We start from the raw sequence: 15,715 nt of genomic DNA, 5'->3' as shown, positions 1-15,715 counted from the left end.
AGGTAGCCGGCTCGCGCTATCGGCAATCTTCTTTTCAGCCTTATCTTTCAGTGTCGCCGCTATATGCGCACCCTACTCTTAGCGCACCGTCTCCCGCAGCCGGTCGCGGAACTGCTTGGGAGAACAGCCGTTCAGACGCCGGAACATCTCGTAGAAGTGGCCGAGGTTCGAGATGCCGACCGCCTCGGCCACCTCGGCGATGCTGACGTCGCTCGTGAGCAGAAGCTGCTCCGCCTTCTTGACTCGCTTCAGCACGACGAAGTCGGTGAACGACATGCCGACGGCTTTTTTGAACGTTTTAATAAAATGGGTGTAGCTCATGTTGAGCCGTCCGCTGATCTCGGCGACCGACAGCTTGCCGTCCAGATTGTTCTCCACGTAGTCGACCGCGGGTTGAAGTCTCCCGATCAGACGATTGTCGTTATAATTAAGCTGCTGCCTCGTATCGTGGCGAAGAAGCAGGAGCAGAATATTCTTGATCCGCGAGGATACGGCCAGCTCGTAACCGAGGCGCCCGTCGTTCATTTCCCGGTAGATCTCGCCGATCAGCTCGCCAGTCCGTTCACGGACGTCCTTGTTTTCCTTGTATATATAATTGAGAGAGCTGAGCGGACGGATCACCTCGGAGAAGTGCTGCATGCTGCTCAGCGTGCTGAGATCCCAATACTTGCGCAGGTCAATCTGGAAAACGATCTGCTTCGTCCGTCCGGGCTTCGTCTGCATCGTCGTATGGGGCTCCGAAGAGCCGAACAAGGAAATGTCCCCTTCTCCGAGCACGATTTGCTCTTCCCGGCAGTAGGCGGTAATTTCTCCTTCGAGAATAAGCAGAAATTCCACTTCTTCATGGTAATGCCAGCCGTTATAATTTTTTTGTCTCCAATTCTGCTCCGCTTTTCTCAGCAGCTCCTCGGTCGTCACCGTCTCCGAATCAATCTGCCAGATGCGCATGGCCAGAAAAGGATTCTGATAAACCACTTGCTCGTGGCGCATTTCAGGGTACATACCGTAGCTCCTTGACGACAGATTACGACAGGATCGCGTAAGAATATTTTAGCATAGCTGAGCGCAATCATATAGAGGATGACAGAATACCGTAGTAATTTGCCCGAATAGGCAATCGATTGACAGTCGGCCTTCGCAGTACAATAAAGAAGGAAAAAAACGTTAAGGGAGAGTCCGGTCATGAGCCAATCAATCAACGTTACGATTTGGAACGAGCACCGCCACGAGAAAACGAACGAGAAGGTCGCATCCGTCTATCCGCAAGGCATGCATACGGCGATCGCCGAAGGCTTGGACATTTCGGGGAAAGTAACGGTGGCCACGCTGGACGATCCGGAGCACGGCTTGACGGAAGAGGTGCTCGGCGGCACCGACGTTCTGATCTGGTGGGGCCACATGGCCCACGGAGAAGTGCGCGACGACATCGTCGAGAGAGTGTATCAGCGCGTGCTTCAGGGCATGGGTCTAATCGTGCTTCACTCGGGTCACTTTTCGAAGATTTTCAAAAAATTGATGGGGACGTCCTGCGATCTGAAATGGCGCGAAGCGGACGAGAAGGAGCGCATCTGGGTCGTGAATCCGGGGCACCCGATCGTCGACGGCATCGGCGAGTACATCGAGCTTCCGGCGGAAGAGATGTACGGCGAGCATTTCGACATTCCGCAGCCGGACGAGCTCGTCATGGTGAGCTGGTTCGAGGGCGGGGAAGTGTTCCGCAGCGGCTGCTGCTATACGCGCGGCATGGGAAAAATCTTCTACTTCCGCCCGGGCCACGAGACGTACCCGACTTATTATAACCCGCAAGTCCGCAAAGTGATCTCCAATGCGGTGAAGTGGGCCGCTCCGGTTCAGCGCGAGTATCCGAAGTACGGCAACGCGCAGCCATTAGAAACGATTAAGGGGAAATAAAAGATGACGTTAAAGGTAGGAGTCGTCGGCACCGGCGGTATTTTCAAGCACGCGCATCTGCCGGGGTGGCTGTCGCATCCCGAGGCGGAGATCGTCGCGTTCTGCGACGCGTTCAAGGCGTCCGCTGAAGCGGCGGCGAAGGATTTTCCCGGCACGAAAGTATACGAAGACTATCGCGAGCTGATCGCGGACCCGTCGATCGACGTGATCGGCATCAGCACGCCGAACCTGTACCACTCGGAGATTGCCATCGCCGCTTTGCGCAAGGGCAAGCACGTATTCTGCGAGAAGCCGGACGCGATCAACCCGGCGGAAGCGCAGAAGATGGCGGACGCGGCCCGCGAGTCCGGCAAGCTGCTCATGACGATGCGCAACAACCGCTTCAGCGAGGAGGCGAAATTCGTCAAGCGCATCATCGGCAACGGCGAGCTGGGCGAGCTGTACATGGGCCGCTGCGGCTGGATTCGCCGCAGGGGCATCCCGGGACGCGGCGGCTGGTTTACGACGAAGGCGCTGTCCGGCGGCGGTCCGCTGATCGATCTCGGCGTTCATATGATCGACATGGCGATGTGGCTGGCGGGCAACCCGAAGCCGGTGACGGTATCGGGCTCGACCTACCGCAAGTTCGCGGACCGTCCGGACGCATCCGGCCAAGTTCCGGAAGGCACGTTCGACGTCGAGGACTTGGCCGCGGGCTTCATTCGCTTCGATAACGGCGCATCTCTGCAGATCGAGTTCAGCTGGGCGTCCAACGTCGAGGAGGAGAAGAAATTCCTCGAATGGAGAGGCACCGAGGGCGGCTTCAGCCTCGTCAACGACAAGCTGAGCCTGTTCACGGAGCGCGAAGGCGCGCTGATCAACCAGCAGCCGCACTTCACGGCGGCGCAAGTACCTCAGCACACGGCCAACATTCGGCATTTCGTCGAATGCGTGCTCGGCCGGGAGCAGCCGATCATTACGCCGGAGCACGGCGTCGACATGATCAAGATTTTGTCCGCGATCTACGAGTCCGCCGAGCGCGGGCGCGAGATCGTGCTGTAAGAATCAGCGAAGCGCATCCGAACGCGTCTGCGACCAGGCGCAGCGGGTGCGCTTTTTTTGCGCGGCTGAACTCGAAGCTGGGCAGGCGAACAGGAAATGTGGAGAAATTCTCCGCTATTCATGGTGGCGGAAAAATAAATCTCCCGATTTGATCTTGTCAACAGTTGCTATATCCACTATGCTTGAACTACGAAAAAGGAACAAAAAGCGGGTGAAGAACGATTGGCAAGAGTAGGGAGCAAGCTGAGTCAGTCGAATACGCTGCTCATGATTTCGAGCATCTATTCGTCGCTGACGAAAGCCGAGAAGAAGGTGGCGGAGGCCGTCACCGCCAATCCGGAGGAAGCGGTGCTGGCCACCGTGACCGACTTGGCCGAGCAGGCGGGCGTAGGGGAGACGTCGGTCATCCGGTTTTGCCGCAAGCTCGGATTTCGCGGGTATCATGAATTCAAGCTGTCGATCGCGCAGGATCTGGTGGATCGTCCGTCGTCGCTGAGCAGCGCGGTCATCGGCGAAGAGGACGACCTGATGACCGTCGCCCGAAAGGTGACGATGAACCACGAGATGATGCTGAAGAATACGCTGGATCTGCTCAGCGCGGACAGCCTCCGAACCGCGGTCGACCAGATGCTGGCCGCTAACAAAATCTACGTGTACGGAGTCGGCTCGTCCGGCATTACGGCGCTGGATTTGCATTACCGGCTCATGCGAACGGGGTTTAACGTCGAAGCCCATCGGGACTCGCATATCATTGCCATGTCGGCTTCGCTCGTGAAGCCCGGCGATCTCGTATTCGGCATATCCACTTCGGGCAGCACGCGGGATCTGGTCGACCCGGTCAAGCAGGCCAAGAAGAACGGGGCCGTCGTGATCTGCTTGACGAGCCATCTGCGCTCTCCGATCGCGGCATACGCCGATACGGTGCTGCTCGTGCCGTCCCGGGAGTTGCCGACCGAAGGCGGAGCGCTGTCGACGAAGTTCACGCAGATTCATCTGCTTAATATTTTGACGACGCTGTTGACGCTTAAGGCGCAGGGAGCGAGCCAGGCGCTGGACAAGACGGCCTTGTCGGTCGTGGACAAGCTGTACTGATCCCCGTTCGGGGGCATTGGAGGAGGAACGAGCGGCGGCGCTAGCCGATAGCGCCGGATAACGACAGACGTTGTCTTGAGCTGGAGATTATATTCTTTATAATTAAGAGTATAGAAAGATAATTTCGTCGAAAAGGAGGGGGAGGAGTGGAATACGCGATTGGAGCCGACATTGGAGGGACGAAAATCCAGGTTGCCGCCGTCGACCGGGAAGGACGCGTGGCCGACCGTCATCTGATGCCGACCGAAGCGCAGCTCGGACCCGCTCAGGTGATGGAGAAGCTGCTGTCGGGAATCGAGCGGACGCTGAGCCGGATGCCCGATGGCGCCCAAATTGCCGGTATCGGCGTTGGCAGCGCCGGACAGATCGATTTCGCTTCGGGCACGGTCGCTTATGCCGGCGATCAGCTCCCGGGCTGGACCGATACGCCGATCAAGTCGCGCGTGGAAGACAAGTTCGGCCTGCCGGGCTACGTGGACAACGATGTGAACGTCGTTGCCGTAGCGGAGCAATTGTACGGAGCGGGCCGGGGGTTAAGCGACTTCGTGTGCGTCGCGCTTGGAACCGGAATCGGCGGCGCGATCGTCGAAGCCGGCCGGATCGTGCGGGGAGCGCAGGGCTGCGCCGGAGAATTGGGACACGTCTCCGTCGACTTTAACGGACCGCGCTGCGGCAATTGCGGCAACAACGGATGCGTCGAGCTGTATGCCTCCGGCTCGGGCATTGCCCGGCTCGGCCGCGAGCTGATCGCCGAATCCGCGGAGCGGCCGGCATGGCGGCCGGATTCCCGCGAGATCGCGCAGGCGTGGCTTCAAGGCGATCCGCAAGCCGCGCGAGTGATGGGCGTTGCGATCCGCGCCCTGGCCGCGGCGATCGCGGGTTACATCCATATGTGCAATCCGCAGGCGGTCATTGTCGGAGGAGGCGTCTCGGAGACGGGCCCCGCCTTCCTGGAGGCGCTGGACCGGGAGGTGCGCATCCGTACTTCTCCCAGCGTCGGGTCCGTATACCGGCTGCTGCCCGCCTATGTGGGCAATGACGCCGGAGTGATCGGAGCGGCCGCGCAAGTCTGGCTGTACGGCGGACGTTCAATCTGAAAAGCCCCGCGAAGGGTGCGGCATCGTTCGGCCGCACCGCTTCCGCGGGGCTTTGTCGTGCGTTACGCGATTTCCAAGCGGAAGGCGACCTCGAACATCCGGTTCCAGGGCAGCGCGACGTCCGTCATCCTTACCTCTCCGGGGACGAGGCCTGCCGCATGCCGCGCCAAAAACTGCTCTAACCGTTCGCGAATGAGCGCCGTGACCTCGTCTTGAATGTGCGCGATCCGGAAGTAGCTGCCGCCCATCTCCGCCAGACGGTTTTTCACGATATCGGTACGGATCACGGCTTGGTAGCCCCAGTCCTCCAACAGCCGGGACACGTAAAACAGCCTGCCGTTCAGCGCCCGCGCCTGCTCGAAGGCGCTTTCCGCGGCGGAGCGATGGCGCCGGTAGTACGACTCGACGATCGCATGGGAGATCACGGTGCCGAGCGAGTTGCCCGAAGTGTTCCAGCCGGCGTAGGCCGACAGGCGGGGCAGCAAGCCGGACGCCGACAGCAAGTTCATCAGAGGCTCGTCCCCGCCGTTGCAGGTGGCGACGTCGGCCAACGCGACGAGCTTGCCCTTGTCGCTGTAGGTCCGGATGGCCTGGGCGAACTCCCGGAGTCCGACCTCGGATAAGTAGGCAGCGTGCCGGTCGCCGTAAGCTCCGTCCGTCTCCGCCATATCGTAAGCGCCGACCGGGGCCGAATTGACCATCAGCACGACGTCGGCTTCGAGAGAGTGGTCGGCGATGAACGCGCTCATCGCGGTCAGATGGGATTTCAAGCTCTCTCCAAGACTGCGGTCCTCGTACTTCGGAATGACGAACGGTCCGTTCGTCGCGGAATGGCGGACGAACACCTCGGGCCGGTAGCCCTTCAGCTCGCAGAACACGCGCGCGAACAGCGTGCATCCGATCTCGTCCGCGCCCGGATACATATGCACCCTATCCAGCAAGCCCTCCCGCTCGATCGTCAGCAGCAGCTTCCGCTGCTCCGCCGATGTGTAGCCGTACTTGGCGTTGTCGTCAAGCGGAATGATCAGGAAGTCGATCGCACCGTCCCGCGCGAGCTCGACGCTCATCCGGTTGACCTCCGCGTTCGTGCCTCGGCGGCGGGTGAAATCCTCGTACACCTCCCCCGGCAAGATCTCAGCGATCCGGGCCAACTCGCGCGCCTCCTCCTCGGTCAGGCCGTCGCGCCGCTCCTTGTCCCGCAGCCAGCCGCTGCGGGACAGCTCCGCGCCGTAGTCGTCGTAATAATCCGGCTCCTCTTCGCTGCTGCTATAGGCCGGAGCTCTCATGATCAGGTTGAAGGCGTATATTTTCAGCCCGGGATTCGCGCGTTTGCATTCCTCCAGCGTGTGCAGCCGTCGGGCGCATTGCTCCAAGCCCCATGAATGGAGCCGCGACGGCACGATGCCTCCGTAGACGAGCATGTCGATCGATACGATCAGTACGTCCGCCCGGGCGGCCTGCTCCGTCAACCACGAGGCGAGCCGTCCGGTATCGGCAGGCTGTTTCTTGCGCCCGAGCAGCTCCCGGGGCGGCACGATCAGGCGCAGGTCGGTTGCGGCGGCGATTTGCAGCGGATAGACGGCGTTGCAGGGTCTTTCATCCAAAGGCACATAGACGATAGCGGTCATGGACGAATCTCCTTTTTTAGCGGCAGTTCCCAAAGCCGGAACCGGGCTTTTCGAACTTGCGCTTAGATTGGGAATCAGGGCAAGTTCATTATAGCACAGCAAGCGTCAAAATGGAGGTTTGATCCACTTTTATTTATAAAAATAAAAAAAATATCTTTAATTTCGAAAGGGCTGCTGTTATAATGAGGCCATCGCAGAGCATTGGCGAATCCGAATCTTCGGTTCAAACTCAAGATAACAGGTGATGGAATGACTCGAAACCTTATTGAAGAAATAGCCGGGGGGCTTATCGTTTCCTGCCAGGCTCTGGAGGGAGAGCCGCTGTATGGACCCGAGTTTATGGCGGCTATGGCGGTTGCGGCCGCGGAAGGCGGGGCCGCGGCGATCCGGGCCAACACGCCGCAGGACGTGAAAGCGATTAAACGGGCTTGCGATTTGCCGATGATCGGATTGTACAAGAAGCATTATCCCGACTCCGACGTTTACATTACGCCGACTCTTCGCGAGGCGCAGGAGATCGCCGAGGCGGGAGCGGAGTTCGTCGCCTTGGACGCCACCTCGCTGCCGAGGCCGGACGGAAGGTCGCTGGCGGAATTGATCGCGTCGATCCGCGAGACCTGTCCGCAAGTGCGGATCGTGGCCGACGTATCCACTTTCGAAGAAGGGGTCGCGGCCATGAAGCTCGGCGTCGATCTCGTATCGACAACGCTGTCGGGCTACACTCCGCACAGCCTGCAGCAGGAGGAGCCCGACATTGAGCTGGTCAGGCGGTTGGCCGCGCTGCGCGAGGTGCCGGTGCTGGCCGAGGGGAGAATCTGGACGGTGGAGCAAGGCGCGGCTTGTCTGCTGGCAGGGGCGCACGCCGTCGTCGTCGGGACGGCGATTACCCGTCCGCAGGAAATTACCCGCAGATTCGCCGGCGCGATTCGTTCCGCATCGCAGCGGGAATTTGCGCAATAATGGAAGTCGGCTTTTTTATGCTTTATTTTGGCGGATAATTCCTCCGATTAATTGTCGGATGAAGAAAATTGGTTTGTTATTTTGACTAATCGAAGGAGGTGTGGAGGGGGGAAGCGGTTTGCAATTCGCATGAGAAATGATGACAAGAAAAAAACGATCATTCAAAGCGAGGGTGAACAAAGCATGAGTGAAAAGCAAAGTAGAAAAGCGTCATTGCTTCTGGTTGTCGTTATAATGGTTGCGGGTCTGCTGTCCGCATGCGGCGGAGATAACGGAAATAAAGGCAGCGCTTCGCCGTCTTCATCCGCAAGCGAGTCCGGCAAGCCCGCGGGGGAAAAATCGAAAGTATCGGTATGGTATTTGTGGGGCGGAGCCGAAGGCGAAGCGCTGGAGCAAATCATCAAAGACTTCAACGCCAGCCAGGACAAGTATACGGTCGAAGGGTTGTCCGTGCCCGACGAGCAGAAGATTAAGGTCGCTATCGCCGGGGGCAACGGCCCGGACTTGACGGACTCGTTCGACTGGGTTGTGCCTCAGTACGCGCAGCAAGGCATTGCGCTGCCGCTTGACGACCTGATCGCCAGGGACGGCTACGATCTGTCCGATTTCGTTCCCGCCGCGCTGGATTCCGGCAAATTCGAAGGCAAGCTGTACTCTCTGCCTCTGAACGTGAACTTCTCGATTATGTACTACAATAAAAAGCTGCTTGCGGACGCCGGTTATTCCGAGCCGCCGAAAACGAGCAAAGAGCTGTACGATATGGCCGTGAAGATGACGAAGGTCAACGGTGACGGCTCGATCGACGTCATCGGCTATCCTTCCTATCCGTCGGAGAAATATTTGTTCAATGCGTTGGCCTACGGCCTTGGCTCCTCTTATTTGAGCGAAGACGCCAAGGAACTGACGTTCAACAACGAAAGCACGAAAGCCGCCATGCAGATGATCTACGACTACAACACCCAATTCGGCGTGGACAATATCAGACAGCTGCAAGCCGCGGGCAAGTGGCTGGACCCGACCGATCCGTTCCTGACCGGCAAGCAGGCGATCCGCTTCGACGGACCGTGGCTGTCCGCCCATATCAAGAACAAGAATATCGACGTCGATTACGGCATCGCCGCGCTGCCTTATCTTGACGGCAAGCCGGAGACGGCCGGAGGCGGCCTCGTGAGCAGCTCTATCTTCTATATTGCGAAAACGAGCAAAAACGTCGACGGCGCCTGGGAGTTCATGAAGTACTTGTACTCGCCGGAGCCGCTGGCCAAATTCATGTCGCTGATGGGCAACATTCCGGCAACGAAGGGCGCGATGGCTCAACCGGCCATGAAGGATATGGTCGACTCGGAACTGATCATGCCGCTGACCGAGAGCCCGAACCTGAAATCCATTCCGCACTTCGCGAAACGCAGCGACTTCGACAAAGTGTTGGAAGAAGAGCTCGAGCTGATGTACAACCTGAAGCAAACGCCGGACGAAACGATGAGCGCGCTCGAGGGCAAGCTGGCGGAATTCCTGAAATAGCCTTTCGAACGCGGTCGGGGGTCATTCCATCCTTGCGCTCTGCCGGCCTTCGGGCCCGCCCCCGGCCGCGTGACGGCTCCATCCGCTCCACGATACGGAGGTGACCCGATATGAAAAGAGCGACGCTTACCGGGCTGCTGTTCTCCAGCCCCTTCCTGATCGGCTTTATGGCTTTCACCCTGTATCCGATCGGCGCTTCGCTCTTCTACAGCTTCACCGACTTCAACATGTTCAAGTCTCCTTCCTGGGTCGGACTGGACAATTACCGCTGGGTGTTCCAGGAGAAGGACGTTTGGAAGAGCATCGCCAATACGCTCTACATGGTTCTGTTCGCGACGCCGATCAGCCTGATCGTCGGGCTGCTGCTCGCCCAAATGCTGAACATGAAGGTTCGCGGCCAGTCGATCTACCGCACCTTGTACTATATTCCGTCGATCGTCCCGGCGATCGCGACGTCGCTCGTCTGGATGTGGGTGCTTAATCCGAAAAGCGGTCTCATCAATACGGCGCTAGGCTACCTCGGCATACGGGGACCGAACTGGCTGCTCGATCCGGTCTGGACGAAGCCCTCGCTCATTCTCATGGGAGCTTGGGGCGCCGGCGGCATTATGATCATCTTCCTCGCCTCCCTGCAGGACGTGCCGAGAAGCTTGTACGAATCGGCGGAGATCGACGGCGCGGGCAAAATCCGCAAGTTTTTCAGCATCACGCTTCCGAGCATTTCGCCGATCATTTTGTTTCAGCTGATCATGGGACTGATCACGTATTTCCAGTACTTCGCGCAGGCGTTCATGCTGGCCTCGATGACGAACTCGGGAGCGAACCAGACGATGGCGGGACCGGAAAAATCGCTGCTGTTCTATGCGGTGCTGCTCTACCGGGAAGCGTTCGTCGATTTCCGCATGGGGCATGCCAGCGCGATGGCGTGGGTGCTGTTCCTGATCACGTCGATCGTGACCTATCTGATCTTCCGCTCATCCAACCGATGGGTGACCTACGGGGGGGACTGACATGAGTTCGGCAACCGGTTCATTCGGCGGCGGCGCGGGCAGAGGCATTCGCCGCTTCGTGCCCCATCTGTTCCTTGCGGCGTTCAGCGCCGTGTTCGTCATGCCGATCCTGTGGCTGCTGCTGACTTCGATCAAGTCCGACAAGGATTTGTACGCCAATCCTCCGGTGCTGTTTCCGAAGCAGCCGCGCTGGGAAAATTACGCCGACGTCTTCCGGGAGATCCACTTTCTCGGCATGACCTGGAACACCTTCTTTATCTCCATCATGTGCGTCATCGGGGTGCTGATCTCGGCTCCTCTGGTCGCCTACGCGTGCTCGCATATCGAATGGCGGGGCAAAAATATCATTTTTGCGCTCGTCATCGGCACGCTGCTGCTTCCGTACCAAGTCACGATGATTCCGACCTATATCGTCTGGAGCAAGCTCGGGATGATCGGCTCGTATGTGCCGCTGATTCTGCCCGCGTTTCTGAGCGCCGGCGCGGGATATTACATCTTCTTGCTGAGGCAGTTTTTCATGACGCTTCCGGTGTCGCTGATTCATTCCGCCAAGATCGACGGCGCGTCCGAGCTGCGCATCTACCTGCAAATTCTGATGCCGCTCAGCAAGCCGATCATCGCGACAGTCGGCGTCCTGCTGTTTCTGGCGACCTGGTCGGACTTCCTCGGCCCGCTGCTGTATCTGAACAACGAGAAGGACTATACGCTTTCGCTCGGTCTCTACGCGTTCATGCAGACCCACTACATTATGTGGGAGAAGCTGATGGCCGCCTCGGCGATGTTCACGCTGCCGATCATCGTGCTGTTCTTCTTCGCGCAGAAGCAATTCATTGAAGGGATTAAGCTAACCGGGATCAAGGGGTGACCGTAATGGGCAAAGTCAAAGTGGCGGTAATCGGCTGCGGAGCGATCGCCAGCAGTCAGCATATTCGGGCGTACGGCAACAATCCCAATGCCGAAATCCAATATTTGTGCGATATAAGCTTGGAGCGGGCTGAAGCGGCCGTGCGGGAATTCGGCTGCGGCCAGGCGATTGCGGACTATCGCGTCATTCTCGAAGATCCCGAGGTGGAGGCGGTGTCGATCTGCACGCCGAACCATCTGCATGCGCCGTTGTCGATCGCCTGCTTGCGCGCGGGCAAGCACGTGCTGTGCGAGAAGCCGGCCGCCCGAACCTACGCCGAGGCGCTGGAGATGCAGCAGGCGCAGCGCGAGAGCGGCAAAGCGCTCAGCATCGGCGTCGTTAATCGGTATAATGACGGCGTCAACGTCATTAAGGGAATGATTGACGCCGGCGAGCTCGGCGAAGTCTACCACGTATACGTCAGCTTCCGCGCCCATCGTTCCATTCCCGGCCTCGGCGGCCCGTTCACGACGAAGGCGATTGCCGGAGGCGGGGCGCTGATCGATTGGGGCGTTCATTTTCTCGACCTTGTCATGTACTGTCTGGGCGATCCGCTGCCGCGAACCGTATCGGGCCAAGCCTACAGCAAGCTGGGCGCGGATCTCGCCAACTACGCGTATGTGGATATGTGGGCCGGTCCGCCGAAGCCGGACGGAACGTACGACGTCGACGATTTCGTGACGGCGCTCGTCCGCACGGAGGGACCGACGATCTCGTTAAACGGCGCATGGGCGCAGAACATCGGAGTTCAGGAAATGTACGTCGATTTTCTGGGGGACAAGGCGGGCATCCGGCTTCAATACGGTCAGGACTTCAAAATATACGGAGCAAGCAACGGGGCGCTCATCGAATCGACGCCGAAGCTGCGCGCGAGCGACATGTTTCAAAACGAGATCGGCGCTTTCCTGCGCAGCGTCCGGACCGGAGAGAAGCTGCCGTCTCATATCGATGCGGCGATTCTCACTTCCCGGATCATTCAGGCGATCTACGATTCGTCGGAGCAGCGCAAGGAAATGATTCTGGATTAAGCGGAGGCGACCCGTATGAAAACGATCGGCTTTATCGATTACTTCTTGGACGAGTGGCACGCCCGTCATCTTCCCGAATGGATCGCGAAGGCGTCGGACGGAGAAATGAAGGCCGCGTTCGCTTACGGCTTGGCGGATGCGCCGCAAGGACTGGGCAATGCGGAATGGTGCGAGGAGATGGGCATCGAGCTGCTGGATACGGTCGAGGCGGTCGTGGAGCGCAGCGATTATCTGGCTGTGCTGTCGCCGGACCATCCGGAGATGCACGAGCGGCTGGCGGATCTTCCGCTGCGCTCGGGCAAGCCGACGTTTATCGACAAGACGTTCGCGCCGGATCGGGAGGCGGCCGTCCGGCTGTTCGACTTGGCGCGGGCGCACGGCACGCCGGTCTTTTCCTCCTCCGCGCTGCGCTACTCGCCGGAGTACGCCGCCGAGCTCGAGCGCTCGAACGGGCGACGGATCGAGACGCTGTGCAGCCAGGGGTCCGGTCTGTTCGGCAACTATGCGATCCATCAGCTCGAGCCGATCGTGGCGTTGATGGGAGCGGATGCTCGCCGGATCATGTTCATCGGCTCGGGCCGCACGCCGGCGCTGCTGATCGAATATCCGGACGGGCGCAAGGCGACGATGCACATGCTGCAGGACAGCGCGTTTCGGCTTGCGTTCCAATACGGGGAGGGACCGTCCGCGCTCGCGACGGCGGAGGCCGACTTCTTCGCGCCGTTCGCGCGGGATCTCGTCCGCTTCTACCGGACGGGCGTTTCTTCGGTGGACCCGGCCGAGACGGTCGCGGTCATCCAATTGATTGAGTATGGACGAAAGGCGGCGGAGCGGCCTTTCGAGTGGTTGGAGCTGCCCGAGTAGCGGCGCAACAGGCAAGAAGCCGGCGGAGAACCGTCCGGCTTTTTTGGTTTATTCAGGAAGCAGCAAATACGCTATCCTTATCTGAATCCCCTCCGACAAAAACGCGATTCTGCGAATGAGGGAGCATTCGGGAGAAAATCCCTTAAATCCGAGGGACGGTCTGACGGACCGTTACGCGAGCGAATCGGAGCAAATGTCTGACATTTGCGTTCTGGCAGGCCGTTATGCGAGCAACTTCGACGGGCAAGCCATTCGAATAAAACCAATCGCTATTTTCTTGCGGAGAGACAGAGGAAGGGAGGGGATGTTGTCAGGTTAAGCCGTTGTCGTATGCGATCGACGGCATACGGTCGACGGTATGCGACCGATCGTATGCGACCGATAGTATACGACCGATAGTATGCGACCGATCGTATGCGACCGATAGTATACGACCGATAGTATGCGACCGATCGTATGCGACCGATAGTATACGACCGATAGTATGCGACCGATCGTATGCGATCGAAGGCGCGCAACCTGCCGGCAACGTCTAACGGTTGCAGTGGCGCTTAATCGATCGTTTTCCCGAAAAAGGAAAAGCTAACGGTTGCCACCGCGCTTATTTTGGGGTTATCGAGCGAATCGGCACGTTTTCAGGTGAAATAGCGGCGACTGCAACCGTTACAACCTCCGTACTGCGAAAATGGCACAATTAGCGGCGCTGGCAACCGTTACGTTAGTGGGCTGGCAGGGGCTCGCGGGGTTGGCGTGTGTTGGCCTGGACTGGCGGGGGGTTAGCGGAGTGCATAGGTTGGTCTGGACTGGCGGGGGCTCGCGGAGTGCGTAGGTTGGTCTGGACTGGCGGGGGTTATCGGAGTGCGTAGGTTGGTCTGGACTGGCGTGGATTGGCACGAGTTGGCCTTGTTCGCGATGACCGTCGGGGCTCCGCCGACAACTGGGACGATTCCTGCAAGGCCGCTTGTTGACCGTTTGCTTAACCTGACAACAGTGGGGGGGGGGGGCGGCTCTTGGAACAAGATGTAAAGTCAAAGATTGCCCTTTATCTTGACTGTCGACGAAGGGCAGCGTGAAGTGATCCTTCTCCCCAGAGAGACATTGCTCGAAGAGTTTAGGGATGAAGCGGAAATAGAGCGGGAAATCCGCTTTAAATCGCTCGAAAAAGGTGCGGCAGCGAATTTAAAACGGATTTTTCTCTTAACGTAAACGCCTACCCGAACGGATCAAGCTGGGCAGCGCTCTGCGGGTCGAGTTGGCCAGCGCTTAGCGGATGTTGCTGGAAATGACGGTTCGGACGCATTCACCGACTTCAAGAACGGGCAGCCGGCCCGTTATATCTTGTCTACTGCCCCGCAGACCCGACCAATAAGCCCGGCTCACGGGCTTATCTCACTGTGCACAAGACTGCCGTCATGCAGCGAAGCACCGCGTTCTTCGAAGCTGCACCGGTACGGAAACGGTCAGCCTCAAAGCTGCGCAAAACTTGTTCAGCTCATCTTGCGGTAAGCCGAAGGGGACACGCCTTCGTGCATGCGAAAAGCCCGTCAGCTCATCTTGCGGTAAGCCGAAGGGGCACACGCCTTCACGCATGCGAAAACCCGTCAGCTCATCTTGCGGTAAGCCGAAGGGACACACGCCTTCACGCATGCGAAAACCCGTCAGCTCATCTTGCGGTAAGCCGAAGGGGACACGCCTTCGCGCATGCGAAAAGCCCGGCTGAACGCATGTATGCTCTGGAAGCCCAGTTCATCGGCGATGCGCGTCAGCGACAGGTCGGTGAAGCGGATCATTTCTTTGGCTTTCTCCAGACGGACGGACACGTGATATTGAATCGGCGTAACGCCGTACGCTTTCTTGAACAGGCGGCACAAATAAAATTTGCTCATATTGGCCAACTCGGCCAGCTCGTCCAGCGTCGCATCCCTGTGCAGGTGGTGGGACAGATAGCTTTTTACCCGGTCGAGCTGTTCGCGGTTCGAGAGCAGATGCGGGTTGCGCTGCCAGTGAATTTCCCGCAATAGGTGCACCCACAGTTGGATGAACAACCCTTTGGCCGTCGTCTCGTAATAGGGGAATTTGCGGTCGAATTCGAAAATGATGTCCTGCATCAACTGCTCGATCGCTTCCGGCTTGTTCAGCCGAATATGGCTGGGCAACGGCGGATCGACGTCCTGCAAATCATCCGGGCGCAGCCACAGCTTCTCCTGTTCGCTCAGCCTCGAAAAGGGCTTGAAGGATACCGGAACCTCGGGGCTGTCGTCGCGATAATACAAGTCGAAGTGCAGATGCGGCTGCCTGAGCGGCTTATCGTTCGACGAGCGGATGGAATGGGGTTGATTCGGCTTGAACAGGAACAAGTCGCCCGGCTTGCCGACGTAGGCGTCGTTTTCCACCGTGACCTCGCATTCCCCCTCTTTAATGAACATCAGCTCGTAGTCGAAAATAACCCGTTCCCCGATCTGGACGGGCGGATACAGCGTGGAATCCCAGGCGACGCGGATATAGGGGGAGATCGCGTTCAGGTTCATTGGCTTGCCTTCCCTCCATCCATTCAAGCTGAGCAATTTAAGTTAAATATATCGCTTTCTCCGCTAAAGAAAATATCACGGGGCTCTTATAGAATAACAGCTGTAAGCGCTGTACCCATTATAGAAGGTTT

The 15,715-nt window shown here is 58.6% G+C and carries 14 protein-coding genes; 11 read left to right on the top strand and 3 right to left on the bottom strand.

Annotation, left to right across the window (positions count from 1 at the left end; all coding sequences use genetic code 11):
• Positions 1-78 precede the first annotated feature (78 nt).
• Positions 79-1,002: a helix-turn-helix domain-containing protein gene (locus ACFO3S_RS23255; RefSeq protein WP_378100928.1), complete on the bottom strand. Its 924-nt coding sequence runs from the start codon at positions 1,000-1,002 to the stop codon at positions 79-81.
• A 180-nt stretch (positions 1,003-1,182) separates the two neighbouring features.
• On the opposite strand from ACFO3S_RS23255, the gene ACFO3S_RS23250 reads away from it, so the two are divergent.
• The 4 genes from ACFO3S_RS23250 (at position 1,183) to ACFO3S_RS23235 (ending at position 5,141) form a co-directional block, all read left to right on the top strand.
• Complete coding sequence (locus ACFO3S_RS23250; RefSeq protein WP_378100926.1) at positions 1,183-1,911, top strand: ThuA domain-containing protein; 729 nt, start codon at positions 1,183-1,185, stop codon at positions 1,909-1,911.
• Between the two features lie 3 nt (positions 1,912-1,914).
• The gene (locus ACFO3S_RS23245; RefSeq protein WP_378100924.1) at positions 1,915-2,952 is read left to right on the top strand and encodes a Gfo/Idh/MocA family protein; all 1,038 of its coding nucleotides are present in this window, start codon (positions 1,915-1,917) and stop codon (positions 2,950-2,952) included.
• 222 nt (positions 2,953-3,174) lie between these two features.
• Entirely contained in the window at positions 3,175-4,044 is an 870-nt protein-coding gene (locus ACFO3S_RS23240; RefSeq protein WP_378100923.1) for a MurR/RpiR family transcriptional regulator, read from the top strand.
• A 146-nt stretch (positions 4,045-4,190) separates the two neighbouring features.
• Positions 4,191-5,141: an ROK family protein gene (locus tag ACFO3S_RS23235; RefSeq protein WP_378100921.1), complete on the top strand. Its 951-nt coding sequence runs from the start codon at positions 4,191-4,193 to the stop codon at positions 5,139-5,141.
• 62 nt (positions 5,142-5,203) lie between these two features.
• Here ACFO3S_RS23235 and ACFO3S_RS23230 read toward each other — a convergent pair whose 3' ends face one another.
• Positions 5,204-6,769, bottom strand: a complete 1,566-nt coding sequence (locus ACFO3S_RS23230) for a DUF4127 family protein (protein WP_378100919.1) — start codon at positions 6,767-6,769, stop codon at positions 5,204-5,206.
• A gap of 249 nt (positions 6,770-7,018) precedes the next feature.
• Between ACFO3S_RS23230 and ACFO3S_RS23225 the strand changes: the two genes are divergently transcribed.
• The 7 genes from ACFO3S_RS23225 to ACFO3S_RS23195 all read left to right on the top strand — a co-directional run bounded on the left by ACFO3S_RS23225 (position 7,019) and on the right by ACFO3S_RS23195 (position 14,262).
• Positions 7,019-7,729, top strand: coding sequence for an N-acetylmannosamine-6-phosphate 2-epimerase (locus ACFO3S_RS23225; protein ID WP_378100917.1), 711 nt, complete (start codon positions 7,019-7,021; stop codon positions 7,727-7,729).
• Positions 7,730-7,912: 183 nt separating this feature from the next.
• Positions 7,913-9,250, top strand: coding sequence for an ABC transporter substrate-binding protein (locus ACFO3S_RS23220; protein ID WP_378100915.1), 1,338 nt, complete (start codon positions 7,913-7,915; stop codon positions 9,248-9,250).
• 110 nt (positions 9,251-9,360) lie between these two features.
• Complete coding sequence (locus ACFO3S_RS23215; RefSeq protein WP_378100913.1) at positions 9,361-10,260, top strand: carbohydrate ABC transporter permease; 900 nt, start codon at positions 9,361-9,363, stop codon at positions 10,258-10,260.
• A 1-nt stretch (position 10,261) separates the two neighbouring features.
• A complete protein-coding gene (locus ACFO3S_RS23210) occupies positions 10,262-11,125 on the top strand; it encodes a carbohydrate ABC transporter permease (protein ID WP_378100911.1) in 864 nt (287 codons plus the stop codon).
• A gap of 5 nt (positions 11,126-11,130) precedes the next feature.
• Positions 11,131-12,192 carry a Gfo/Idh/MocA family protein gene (locus ACFO3S_RS23205; protein WP_378100909.1) on the top strand — a complete coding sequence of 354 codons (1,062 nt, stop codon included), beginning with the start codon at positions 11,131-11,133 and terminating at the stop codon, positions 12,190-12,192.
• Between the two features lie 15 nt (positions 12,193-12,207).
• On the top strand, positions 12,208-13,056 hold the full coding sequence (locus ACFO3S_RS23200) for a Gfo/Idh/MocA family oxidoreductase (protein ID WP_378100908.1): 849 nt from the start codon (positions 12,208-12,210) through the stop codon (positions 13,054-13,056).
• Positions 13,057-14,103: 1,047 nt separating this feature from the next.
• The gene (locus ACFO3S_RS23195) at positions 14,104-14,262 is read left to right on the top strand and encodes a hypothetical protein (protein ID WP_378100906.1); all 159 of its coding nucleotides are present in this window, start codon (positions 14,104-14,106) and stop codon (positions 14,260-14,262) included.
• 452 nt (positions 14,263-14,714) lie between these two features.
• Here the strand turns inward: ACFO3S_RS23195 and ACFO3S_RS23190 are convergent, their stop codons facing one another.
• Positions 14,715-15,584 carry a helix-turn-helix domain-containing protein gene (locus tag ACFO3S_RS23190; protein WP_378100904.1) on the bottom strand — a complete coding sequence of 290 codons (870 nt, stop codon included), beginning with the start codon at positions 15,582-15,584 and terminating at the stop codon, positions 14,715-14,717.
• Positions 15,585-15,715: the final 131 nt, after the last annotated feature.

It is taken from the genome of Cohnella hongkongensis, from assembly GCF_042654645.1.
Classification (GTDB): Bacteria; Bacillota; Bacilli; order Paenibacillales; family Paenibacillaceae; genus Cohnella; species Cohnella hongkongensis.
Note: the sequence above shows the minus strand (reverse complement) of the source record. Positions and strands in the feature narration are given on the sequence as shown.

Coding starts and splice junctions, on each gene's coding strand:
- ACFO3S_RS23255 (WP_378100928.1), bottom strand. CDS start 1,002: ATGTACCCTGAAATGCGCCACGAGCAAGTGGTTTATCAGAATCCTTTT.
- ACFO3S_RS23250 (WP_378100926.1), top strand. CDS start 1,183: ATGAGCCAATCAATCAACGTTACGATTTGGAACGAGCACCGCCACGAG.
- ACFO3S_RS23245 (WP_378100924.1), top strand. CDS start 1,915: ATGACGTTAAAGGTAGGAGTCGTCGGCACCGGCGGTATTTTCAAGCAC.
- ACFO3S_RS23230 (WP_378100919.1), bottom strand. CDS start 6,769: ATGACCGCTATCGTCTATGTGCCTTTGGATGAAAGACCCTGCAACGCC.
- ACFO3S_RS23225 (WP_378100917.1), top strand. CDS start 7,019: ATGACTCGAAACCTTATTGAAGAAATAGCCGGGGGGCTTATCGTTTCC.
- ACFO3S_RS23220 (WP_378100915.1), top strand. CDS start 7,913: ATGAGTGAAAAGCAAAGTAGAAAAGCGTCATTGCTTCTGGTTGTCGTT.
- ACFO3S_RS23215 (WP_378100913.1), top strand. CDS start 9,361: ATGAAAAGAGCGACGCTTACCGGGCTGCTGTTCTCCAGCCCCTTCCTG.
- ACFO3S_RS23210 (WP_378100911.1), top strand. CDS start 10,262: ATGAGTTCGGCAACCGGTTCATTCGGCGGCGGCGCGGGCAGAGGCATT.
- ACFO3S_RS23205 (WP_378100909.1), top strand. CDS start 11,131: ATGGGCAAAGTCAAAGTGGCGGTAATCGGCTGCGGAGCGATCGCCAGC.
- ACFO3S_RS23200 (WP_378100908.1), top strand. CDS start 12,208: ATGAAAACGATCGGCTTTATCGATTACTTCTTGGACGAGTGGCACGCC.
- ACFO3S_RS23190 (WP_378100904.1), bottom strand. CDS start 15,584: ATGAACCTGAACGCGATCTCCCCCTATATCCGCGTCGCCTGGGATTCC.